The organism is Vallitaleaceae bacterium 9-2, assembly GCA_038396585.1.
Taxonomy (GTDB): Bacteria; Bacillota; Clostridia; order Lachnospirales; family Vallitaleaceae; genus UBA1351.
Genome location: CP121691.1, coordinates 2,085,942 through 2,096,704, shown reverse-complemented (window position 1 = coordinate 2,096,704; position 10,763 = coordinate 2,085,942). Strand labels below are relative to the sequence as shown.

General features: G+C 36.5%; 13 protein-coding genes. 9 read left to right on the top strand and 4 right to left on the bottom strand.

What is annotated here, in order from left to right; translation table 11 throughout:
* Window positions 1–70 precede the first annotated feature (70 nt).
* Window positions 71–1,132 carry a DUF3810 domain-containing protein gene (locus QBE53_09920; GenBank protein WZL80122.1) on the top strand — a complete coding sequence of 354 codons (1,062 nt, stop codon included), beginning with the start codon at window positions 71–73 and terminating at the stop codon, window positions 1,130–1,132.
* 86 nt (window positions 1,133–1,218) lie between these two features.
* On the opposite strand, the gene QBE53_09915 is transcribed toward QBE53_09920, so the two are convergent.
* The gene (locus QBE53_09915; GenBank protein ID WZL80121.1) at window positions 1,219–3,702 is read right to left on the bottom strand and encodes an FAD-dependent oxidoreductase; all 2,484 of its coding nucleotides are present in this window, start codon (window positions 3,700–3,702) and stop codon (window positions 1,219–1,221) included.
* A 218-nt stretch (window positions 3,703–3,920) separates the two neighbouring features.
* On the opposite strand from QBE53_09915, the gene QBE53_09910 reads away from it, so the two are divergent.
* Window positions 3,921–4,235: a hypothetical protein gene (locus QBE53_09910; GenBank protein WZL80120.1), complete on the top strand. Its 315-nt coding sequence runs from the start codon at window positions 3,921–3,923 to the stop codon at window positions 4,233–4,235.
* A 26-nt stretch (window positions 4,236–4,261) separates the two neighbouring features.
* Here the strand turns inward: QBE53_09910 and QBE53_09905 are convergent, their stop codons facing one another.
* On the bottom strand, window positions 4,262–4,732 hold the full coding sequence (locus QBE53_09905) for a flavodoxin domain-containing protein (GenBank protein WZL80119.1): 471 nt from the start codon (window positions 4,730–4,732) through the stop codon (window positions 4,262–4,264).
* A 108-nt stretch (window positions 4,733–4,840) separates the two neighbouring features.
* The gene (locus QBE53_09900) at window positions 4,841–5,173 is read right to left on the bottom strand and encodes a rubredoxin (protein ID WZL80118.1); all 333 of its coding nucleotides are present in this window, start codon (window positions 5,171–5,173) and stop codon (window positions 4,841–4,843) included.
* A gap of 126 nt (window positions 5,174–5,299) precedes the next feature.
* On the opposite strand from QBE53_09900, the gene dinB reads away from it, so the two are divergent.
* Window positions 5,300–6,490: a DNA polymerase IV gene (gene dinB, locus QBE53_09895; GenBank protein WZL80117.1), complete on the top strand. Its 1,191-nt coding sequence runs from the start codon at window positions 5,300–5,302 to the stop codon at window positions 6,488–6,490.
* Window positions 6,491–6,505: 15 nt separating this feature from the next.
* Here dinB and QBE53_09890 read toward each other — a convergent pair whose 3' ends face one another.
* Window positions 6,506–7,519: a nucleoid-associated protein gene (locus QBE53_09890; GenBank protein WZL80116.1), complete on the bottom strand. Its 1,014-nt coding sequence runs from the start codon at window positions 7,517–7,519 to the stop codon at window positions 6,506–6,508.
* Between the two features lie 130 nt (window positions 7,520–7,649).
* On the opposite strand from QBE53_09890, the gene QBE53_09885 reads away from it, so the two are divergent.
* Genes QBE53_09885 through QBE53_09860 form a run of 6 tightly spaced genes read left to right on the top strand, consistent with a single transcriptional unit; the run spans window position 7,650 to window position 10,756 of the window.
* The gene (locus QBE53_09885) at window positions 7,650–7,811 is read left to right on the top strand and encodes a hypothetical protein (protein ID WZL80115.1); all 162 of its coding nucleotides are present in this window, start codon (window positions 7,650–7,652) and stop codon (window positions 7,809–7,811) included.
* A 15-nt stretch (window positions 7,812–7,826) separates the two neighbouring features.
* Window positions 7,827–8,063: a hypothetical protein gene (locus QBE53_09880; protein ID WZL80114.1), complete on the top strand. Its 237-nt coding sequence runs from the start codon at window positions 7,827–7,829 to the stop codon at window positions 8,061–8,063.
* A gap of 18 nt (window positions 8,064–8,081) precedes the next feature.
* Window positions 8,082–8,411 (top strand): DUF6142 family protein, encoded by a 330-nt coding sequence (locus QBE53_09875; GenBank protein WZL80113.1) that lies wholly within the window; start codon window positions 8,082–8,084, stop codon window positions 8,409–8,411.
* 25 nt (window positions 8,412–8,436) lie between these two features.
* The gene (locus tag QBE53_09870) at window positions 8,437–9,852 is read left to right on the top strand and encodes a PLP-dependent aminotransferase family protein (protein ID WZL80112.1); all 1,416 of its coding nucleotides are present in this window, start codon (window positions 8,437–8,439) and stop codon (window positions 9,850–9,852) included.
* Entirely contained in the window at window positions 9,837–10,256 is a 420-nt protein-coding gene (locus tag QBE53_09865) for a hypothetical protein (protein ID WZL80111.1), read from the top strand. Before QBE53_09870 ends, QBE53_09865 begins: the two co-directional genes overlap by 16 nt.
* Window positions 10,257–10,303: 47 nt before the next feature.
* Window positions 10,304–10,756, top strand: coding sequence for a response regulator (locus tag QBE53_09860; protein ID WZL80110.1), 453 nt, complete (start codon window positions 10,304–10,306; stop codon window positions 10,754–10,756).
* Window positions 10,757–10,763: the final 7 nt, after the last annotated feature.

Genomic DNA, 10,763 nt, shown 5'->3' with positions numbered 1-10,763 from the left:
ACAAAAGATTATGATAAAATTAAATGTTTAGACATACTCTTTTAATATATTAAGATATCAGGAGGCTACTATGAAACGATGGGCTTGGATTATTGTCAACACCTTTGCTTGTGGAGGAATGCTTTTTGTAGGACATCTTTGGCCTGAACAGATAGAACGGATTTATTCTAGAGGTATATATGTGGCCATCACAAATCAATTAGCTTTAATCTCTCGATGGTTTCCCTTTAGCTTGTCTGAGCTGTATTTTTTAATTATAGGCAGTATAACCATTATTTTTTTAGTTTTGGGGATTGGTTATGGTCTGAGGCGTCAACGAAAAAAAAGTTTATCCTTTTTTTTGAATGTGGTTGTCATTGTCAGCGTTAATGTGACAATGTTTTTGATGCTTTGGGGACTAAATAATTATCGATTGAATATAGAGACGCTTTTTGAATTTAATGCGCAAAGTATAACGCAAGTAGACTTGGAAAATACCTATCAATGGTTAATTACCCAGGCAAATCAGACAAAAGAAGATATGGGTGAAGAGGATATACTTGATCGTAAAACGATTATGAACATAACAGATGAAGGATACACGGCTCTATCTCAGTCCTATTCATTTATAGTTGAGCGTCAAGCGCGGGTAAAGCCACTATCTGTCTCAAAGTTTTTTAGTCAAAGTGGCTATTCAGGTGTGTATTTATATGTGTTTTCAGAACCGACAATTAATATTATGCCCCATATAACATCGCTTCCTTTTGTTGCGAGTCATGAGATGGCACATCAGCAAGGGTTTGCAAGTGAAGATGATGCAAATTTTATCGGATTTTTGGCAGCGTCACAGCATGAGGAAAAGCTCTTTAGATATTCAGCCTATTTGTCAGGCATGTCCTATGTGGGCAATTCCTTATATAAAACGGATGCAAAAGCGTATAGAGATTTATATAGTTCGATTAGCCCGGCAGTTCTCAAAGACCTTAAGGCGCGTAGTGATTTTTGGGAACAACACCGAAAGCCTCAAGCGGAAAGAGTACATAATCAAGTGAATGATTTATTTTTAAAAGCCAACAACCAACCAGATGGTGTCTTAAATTATTCCAATGTCTCTAAACTGATTGTATTGGGATATAAAAAACAGCTATATTAATGACCCGACCTGGCAAAATTAGATTTTTTAAGTCTAACTTTTGTAGATCGGGTCATTAGTTTATTGCAAATAATTATAAGAAAAATTTAGATGAACAGGTTGTGATTGGAATCTTCTGCGGCTCCAAGGTATGCAGCAACACCGCCATACTCAACGCCATCAAGAAGTTCTTCTTTGGTAATTCCCATAATATCCATAGACATTGTACATGCCACGAACTTAACACCTGCATCCATTGCGGATTGAATCAAATCTTCGACAGTATTTACATTTTTGGCTTTCATGACCCCATGCATCATCTTGGTGCCTAAACCACCCATGTTCATTTTAGATAGCTTAAGTTTATGTACACCACGAGGCATCATCATACCGAACATTTTTTCAATAAGCCCTTTAGATACTTTTTGTTTTTCGGGTTTCCGTAAAATATTTAGTCCCCAGAAGGTAAAAAATAATGTCACGTCTTTTCCCATTGCGGCTGCACCATTTGCAATAATCATGGATGCAATAGCTTTATCCAAATCGCCGCTAAAGACAACCATGGTACTTGCGTTTAGTGCTTTAGTCTCTTTGGCTTGAATTTGTGAAGAGCCTTTTTGGATATAGACAACATAGGTCTTGTCTTCTTTGACGGTTTTAATAAAACTGTTTCCCGTTTTTTTGCACCAAGCCTGAGCATCAACAGGGAATCCGGAATCCGTTGCCGATACTTTGATAATATCCCCATCATTGACCTCTTTGACTTTTTGATTCACCTTCATAATAGGGCCAGGACATTGAAGGCCACATGCATCAAGTACAATGGCTGAGGCTAAGTTACTTGAGGGGACAAAGTTAATCGCGGTTTCTGGCGTTCCATCTTCAGACAAAACATGTTTTTTGTCTTCGATAATGCAATTTGGATGGGTATAATCTTTTTGGAAGTACTTGTACAGGTTATATCCTCCGATTAAATTTTTAGCATCTAATCCATGTTGCTTTAAGATTCTTGTAGCAATATAGCCACGAATTCCAACCGCACAATAGATAACAATAGTTTTGTCTTTTGGTAGTTCGTCAATACGATCTCGAAGATCATTAACTGGGATATGCACTGCACCGTCAATTTTTCCAAGCTCGACTTCAATGTCTTCACGTACATCAACGATAAGAGTGGTCTCTTTATCAAAAGTATCGATATCACGCCATAAGACAACCTCTTGATCTTTTTTTAGGATGTTTTCAGCAGCAAAACCAGCCATATTGACAGGATCTTTTGCAGAAGAATAGGGAGGAGCATAGGCAAGCTCCAGTCGCTGAAGGTCATATATTGTCCCATCAAAGCGTAGCGAAGTTGCAATGACATCGATGCGTTTTTCTATACCTTCAACACCAATGTTTTGTGCACCAAGTACTTTGCCGGAAGTGTCAAAAATCACTTTGAGTGTCATCGGAAACGCGCCAGGATAATAACCTGCATGGGATTTTGGTTGAATAATAGTAACAAAGTAATCTTTGCCATAAACTTTACCCATCTTATTCAGTGCTTTTTCATTAAGACCGGTATTAGCTACGGTAAGGTCAAATATTTTGGCGACGCTGGTGCCTTGACTACCTTCATATGTGCTTTGTCGTTTGCATATATTGTTGGCAACAATACGCCCTTGCTTATTCGCAGGACCTGCCAAAGGGACCATTGTTTTATCTTTGGTCATGTAGTCAACAACTTCAATTACATCACCTAAAGCATAAATATTGGGATCGGAAGTTCGTAAGTATTCATCAACGACAATACCGCCACGAGCATTCGTAGTCAAACCGGCAGATTTGGCTAATTCACCGTTGGGGGAAATACCAATACTTAAAATGACCATATCCGAAGCGAGACTTGTTCCATCTTGAAGCTTAACATGTGTGACACCTTGTTCATACTTGAATTCTTTGACACCATTTTTAAGATACAGATGTACGCCTTGAGTAGATAAATGGCTATGAACAATTTGAGCCATCTCATAGTCAAGAGGAGCCATAACTTGGTCAAGCATTTCGACAAGATTGACTTCTATGCCAAGCTCGTGAAGGTTTTCAACCATTTCGATGCCAATAAAGCCGCCGCCGACAACTGTCGCTGTTTTTACATTATGTTCCGTAACAAAATGTTTAATGCGGTCAGTATCTGGAATATTCCACAGCGAAAAAATATTGCTGCTCTCAATCCCTGGAATAGGGGGCTTTATAGGTGTAGAGCCTGGTGAGAGAACAAGTTCATCATAGGATTCTTCGTATTTGGTTGACGTCTTAATATCAAGAACCGTTACGGTTTTTTGGGTGGGGTTGATATCAATAACTTCATTTTCAACACGTATATCAATATTAAACCTGGCTTTCATTGCTTCAGGAGTTTGAACAAGAAGAGATTCCCGTTCCTTAATTGTGCCACCGATGTAATAGGGAAGGCCGCAATTGGCGAAGGAAATATAAGGGCTTCGCTCAAAAAGGATGATTTCAACATTTTCATCGAGTCTTCGTAATCGAGCTGCTGTGGAAGCACCGCCAGCAACGCCGCCGACAATAAGAACTTTTTTTGACATAACATACCTCTTTTCTTAGATTGACAAATTCTTAACCTTGTAGTGCATAAATCTATTTAACAATATATTCAAATAAACATATATAAATAATACATTGTTTTTACATAGATGTCAATAAAAAAATAGATTTTGATATAAGAATTAGTGCATAAGTACTCAAAATATGATAAAATGGTAGGGTACTTATTCGTGGGGATTAATAAGGATGGGAGATGCAAATGAACGACGTGATTAATGCAGTATGCAATGATCTAGTGAAAAATTCGCATGTAATTGGCATTTTACATAATTGCAAGACTATAGAAACAATTCAATGTCAAGAAAAAACAGTGAATTTGTGTGTCATTAGTAAAGAGACGGGAAATATATCGACAATATCACAAATTGGAGACTTTGTTGTTCATATTCGTTGGAGAACAGATCATGAATTTAGTGAATGGGTAAAGACGGATGACATGACACATGCTTTTTGCCGAATATTATATGATCGGACAGGGATATTGACAGATTTGTTAGAAGATAAAAAAGGTTGAGTTTATACTCAACCTTTTACAATGTTTTAAGCTTTAAAGATGTCGATAAATTTTTCGACCTCAGTGGCAAGGATGTCTTCATGTATGGGTTTATGGCGAAATGCAACATGGGTAATCATTTTTTCGATTGGGTTTAGCAGATTTTGTGGCATCTTCCCACCGAAAAATCCGTCGGCGCTTGAATGCGACAACAGTTCATTTCCATAAGCTACATTAAATTGTTCTGCGGCAAGTTCTTCGTCCATAAGGCAAACAAGAAAAAGACCTAATTTTTTGGTTAAAAGCAATGATGTGTTTTCTTCGATGAGTGCCGTCATTTTTGGATTAATTGATCCAAGGTATATAGGAGCACCAATAATAACAGCTTCATAGCTTTTTAAATCCGGAATGGTATCTTTTAAAATATTACATCGATCTGCTTGAAGTTGTGAAGCGATGTTCTTTGCGATTGTTTCAGTGCTACCATGTCGTGTAGTATAAAGCACAATGGTTTTCATATTCATTCACCTACCTAATCACATTCTAAACAGGAACAGCCGTTACGTCAAGTAAAAAAAGCAAATGCATTTAAGCATTTGCTTTTTAATAAGTACGTTAATCGAATTTTACCACTTGCTTTTGCTTGCATGAATAGCGATTTCGGCTTTTGAACGTTGCTTGATAACCCAAGCATCATCAATGGCTTTTTTAAAATCACTAACACAGCCTGGATCCAAATCAAGTTCAACACCTTCATGAGCTAAATCGATGATTGCTGCAGATAAATTAATAATCTCTGTGTGTATATCATTTGTACGATCTGCGTCGTATATTTTTTTTGCAGCTTCCTCATCTAATGCTACGAACTTTTCTTGTGGTGCACCACATTTTGGACATTCTACCGGAGCTGTTTCTCCTTCGTTAATAAAACCACATTGTGTACATTTCCATAAACTCATTGCGTTACCTCCTATTTAATAACTATTATTATTTAATAATCAAGTAAATTATATCATACAGAAATTGTAGTGTCAAATCAAAAAATTTGATATAATAGTTAGTATTACACGTAGGAGGACAATATTGTGCAAGAACGTTTAATCCTTCATATTGATATGAATTCTTTTTTTGCATCATGTGAACAGGTCGTTCATCCTGAGCTAAAAGGACAACCTATAATTGTTGTGGGAGACCCCGATAGACGTAGTGGTATTGTGTTAGCGGCAAGTTATGAAGCAAAGGCATATGGAATAAAAACAACAATGCCGATTTATCAGGCTAAACAATGTCTGCCAACAGTTATTGCCGTTCGCTCAACATATGGGTTATATGCTTCAATGAGTCAGCAGGTGATGGACATTTTTGATCAGTACACGCCTCTAAAAGAGCAACTATCGATTGATGAAGCTTTTTTAGACATGACAGGTTCAGAACATCTTTTTGGAAAACCAGAAGAGATTGCTTTAAAGATACAGCAACACATTAGCACAGAGCTTGACTTAGGGTGCTCAGTAGGAATTTCCACAAATAAGCTTTTGGCTAAAATGGCTTCTGATATGAAAAAACCCATGGGCATTACAACGTTATATCCCTATGAAATACAAGAAAAAATGTGGCCGATGCCTGTAGGCAAGCTCTATGGAATCGGAAAAAAGACTGAGGTAAAATTGCATCAACTAGGCATTAAGACGATTGGAGAATTGGCACAGGCAACCTTAGTGATGCTCCAAGATAATTTTGGGGAGCGTCATGCAGTGTCTATGCAAGGCTCAGCTAACGGACGCGCTAGCGCCACATTAGACCCTGGCAATACATCCAATGTTCAAAGTGTTGGCAATGAACTTACCTATAGTCATGATTTGACTGAAGAAGAAGAGGTCAAACAAGAACTTTTGGTTCTAGCAGATACTGTCGGCTATCGGCTTCGTAAAAAAATGCTGAAAGGTCGAACAATTCAATTAAAGATTAAGTACAATGATTTTAAAGTCATTACACGAAGTATGAGTATTGATCAAGTGACAGATATTACCAATCAAATTTTTGCGGTGGCATTTGACCTATATTTAAAGAATAAATCCAAGAAACCCATCCGTTTATTGGGGATTTCTGTTTCAAACTTTAAAGCGGAGGAGGATAGACAATTATCCCTGTTTGAGCCTGTTGAGCAAACCTCTGACAAAGTAGACCAAATGGTGGACCGAGTGCGTAATCAATTTGGATATGATAAGATTTATCGTGGTTCCATACTGAACCGCAAACATGGAAAGATAAAATAAGATTATGTAATTTTATTACATAATCTTATTGATGTCTTTAATAATAATAGAGATTTTTCCGTTAGGTTCAGTGACAAATTCCATCTTTTGAGGGTTATTGTAAAAGTCCATGGGTATCTTTATTTCAATACCTTCATCTGTTTTTATACGTTGCTTTTCAAAGGTTCGATTGATTGTTTTTTCGGTAATGGCAATCTTAGGTTCGTCAATACCTTTTTTTTCAAGAGTACTAAAGAAGATTTCTTTTGCCTCATCCTGTGCCGGAAAAGCTTCCTTGGCAAAACTTTCCAAGTCAAGTTCGCCTTCTTCATTTAAGTTTGAGTAAAGTTTTTCTGTGATTTCTGCTTTTTTTTCAATATCCGTATCAAAATATTTTTTGGCTACTTTATTGGTTGCTGTTTTAACCGCTTGCATTTGCTCTTTAGAGGAGAGCTTGGTATGACATTTGAAAAATAATGTTGATAGATAATGCTTTTTTTCTCCGTCGATATCGACAAGTTTGTCTAAAAGTTGAACATCAAAAGTTTCAAGGTCAATCACTGCAGCTTCGGTAATTTTTTGACCATAATTCGGTAGTGTGGTTCGATGCTGGATGATGGTGTTTATATTGACATCGCTTTCATAGTCCGTAAAGTGAATAAATGTGTTTTGATAATTGAGTTTTAATAAAGCAAGATAGTCGTGCATATTATATCGGTACTGAATAATAGCAAGGTCTGCGCTAGGGATATTGATATGTGCGCTCATAATGGAAAAAAGCTGACCGGCAGTTTGCTTGGAAAAGGTAACAAAATCAATTATTTCATCCCGATATTCTTTCAAATAATTTAAAAAGAGATTGTATTCTTCGTCAAATACACAGTTTCGTAAAGCGTCATCATTGGTAGTTTTGCAGATATGGTGTGCAAAAAAATCATTGATATCAATGGAGGTTGGCATTTCATCCATAGACATTACTGGCATGGTAATGGATGTGTCCAGTATATGAATAATTATTTTTTTGATTTGTATTTCTTCAGGGTTTATCATGGTGAACCTTCTTTCTAAAATGGTTTAAACGAGAATATTATAACATAGAACGGACTGAGTATAAAAGGTTTACTTTTTTATGATTAATGGTATAATTAACTAAATGATTTTATTTGTTAGGAGTGAAAAAATGATTGAATATAGTGACAAAATATATAAAAGAATAACACAAGCTGGAGTAACAGGTATTGTACTTGGAATTATTACTATTGTTGGTGCGGTAGCCATTGGAACCATGTCGATTATTTTTGGGAGTAAACTATTAAGTTTAAGAAAGCACTTAATTGATTAAGGTTTGGGAGATGCCATGCGAATAGATAATGATTTGAGTAATTATAGCATTGCTTCTGTGATTATAGGATCAATAAGTCTTGTATTATGGATTATACCGCTTTTAGCAATTTTTGTTTCATTTGTGGGAGGATATACCGGAGTAAAAGGGTATCACTCTGAAAAGAGACGATTATCAAAAGCAGGTATTTTTTTTAGCGTATTGGGGTTTGGACTCAGTGTGCTTCGAAGTGGTTATGTTTACTTTATGTAAGTGTGAATTGGAGAACGTATGAAAACGAACAAAGCAGTTTTAAAACTAAATGCTAAACCGCATAATCGATTTGGGGTGACATCCTTGATACTTGCAATTATCGCTTATGCGTTGTCGGCTATAAGTATATATATTATTGCGTTTTATACACGTGATGAACAAAATATTATACGTGCAGGGACATTAGAGATGATTGGGGCATTAGTGACACTTGCAGGAATTGGTGTGGGTGTTATTGGGGAAGAACCGGATGATACAGAAAAAATCTTTGCCCACATTGCATTGATTTTACATGGGCTAGGGCTTATATATCACGGTATTGTCTTTTATCAAGGATTTTTTGTTTAAGTTGTGAGGATAAAGAAGGGGAGCAATGGAAAAAGTCTTTTTTGTTGAAAAAAATACACAAGATCCATTATACATACAATTATATAATAGCATCATCAAAGAAATAAAAAGCGGCCATTTATCTGGGGATGAAAAAATGCCGTCTATTCGTCAATTGTCCAATAATATGGGGATTTCTCGAACAACAATTGAAAATACATATGCGCAGCTGGTATCAGAAGGATATCTCTATTCGTTACCGCAAAAAGGATATTATGTAACTTCAATGAAGCTCTCTGCCTTTTCTGATCAGATCGACAGTGACGACGATGCAGAAATCCAAAAATATTTAGAGGAAAATGAAACGCAATACGATTTCACAGGAGAATATGTAGAATACGATAATTTTGACATGACACTATGGAAAAAAAATATTAATCGTGCACTCAATGATGATGCACTTGAACTCTATCATATGGGACAACCATTTGGCGAACTGCTTCTAAAAAAACAAATATGTGAGTATTTTCAACGTGTACGTGGCATCAAGGCGCGTGACAGTCAAATCATTATTGGCTCTGGTATGCAAGGATTGTTAGGGCCGTTATCACGATTGTTTTATAATAGAGGATATCAGACGTTGGCTATAGAAAACCCGGGATTTAATATTGCAAAAGACGTCTTTACGCAGGCCAATTATTCAATTGTTCCCATTGGACTAAAAAATAATGTCTTAGATATTAGCCAACTAAAGAAACAAAAAAATCAAGTTTGCTTCACATCACCAAGTTATCAGTTTCCTTATGGAAGTATTATGCCCATGAATACGCGAATTGAGTTGCTTGAATGGGCGAACGACTCTGATAGCTATATTATTGAAGATGACTATAATAATGAGCTTCGATACATAGGTAAGCCTATTCGATCGCTTCAGGGGATGGATCGACATGAGCGAGTGATTTATATGGGGTCATTTTCAACACTTTTACTGCCAAGTATTCGTATTAGTTTTATGGTGTTGCCAAAACCCTTACTGACAGCGTATATCAAAGAAAACTATCGAGGGACGCAAAGTGCGTCCAAACTGGAACAATTGGCCTTGGCTAATATGTTGAAAAATGATGATTTTGGACGGCATATTCGCCGATTGCGCAAAAATTATCGAAACAAATATTTTTTGCTAAAAAAGCTCTTACATAAACATTTAGAAGAATATGCATCCATTGAGATAGATCCGGCAGGTGTAACCTGTGTGTTAAACGTAAAGCAGCCTTTTAACAAGCAGTTGTTTTACTCGCTACAAAGAAAATACCATGTTCGTTGTTGCCTGCTTTCAGAATTTATGATAGGTCAAGAGCAAACCTATGAACAATTTATTGTACTAAACTACCGAGGAATAGAAACATCAAAAGTCGAAGAAGGAATTATTCGCATTAAGGAGGTCATATGCCGGCTACATTAGAACTCTTTTTGTCCTATCAGATTCTGCCAATAATTGGTGGAATGTATTTGATAGCTTTTATTATTGTTATTGTTGGTTTTAAGTATGCAGGAGTAAAAAGACGTAAAGATGTAATTATGCGAAGTGGGTTGATGCATGGAACCTACATTTTTTTAAGTCATGCGTTAGGACTTATGCTCTACAGTACGGTGTTGTTATGCATTCATGCATACGGGTTAAGGTTTGACTATGTACATAATGTAACCCTTACAATAATATCGATGCTATGTGCGGTAGTGATTTACATGATGCTGACAAAGTATCTGTGGCTTCGTATTGCTCTGTCAAAAAAAGAGGCGAATAGGTTGATTGTATACGCATTAGTGTTTGTTACTCCCTGGTATTTTATTTTGAACTTCCTTTAGAATTTATGTTATAATAGACAAAGACAAATTGGATAGGAGTATCTCTTATGGAAAAGAAAGCATTGTTGATTAATGATTCAAAGTTTGAAAGCTTAATATTAAAGGACATGCTTCAAAAAATGGGATTTGAAGTGGAGATAGCGGATGAATATGAGGCGCTTTATGCAATTGAACGTGATGAACCCAATGTTGTTATTGTGAACTATATTATGCAACAAACGCGTGGGGACAAACTCATTCAACTCATAAAAGCTGGAATGCCGCATATTAAATGTGTACTTTCTTCGAGTAATCCCATTCATAAGTCCGATTTTTCGGGAGACTATATTGATGGCGTACTACAAACCCCGGCATCAATGTTCTTACTTGAGAGTGTCATAAAAAAAATTCTACGTGACCCTGAACCGGCAGATGAAACCCTGTGTATACATTGTCATAAGGATTTATCTCAATTTGATGCAGCCATTACTTTTTGCCCATTTTGCGGGGCGCAAATATAAAGGAGTA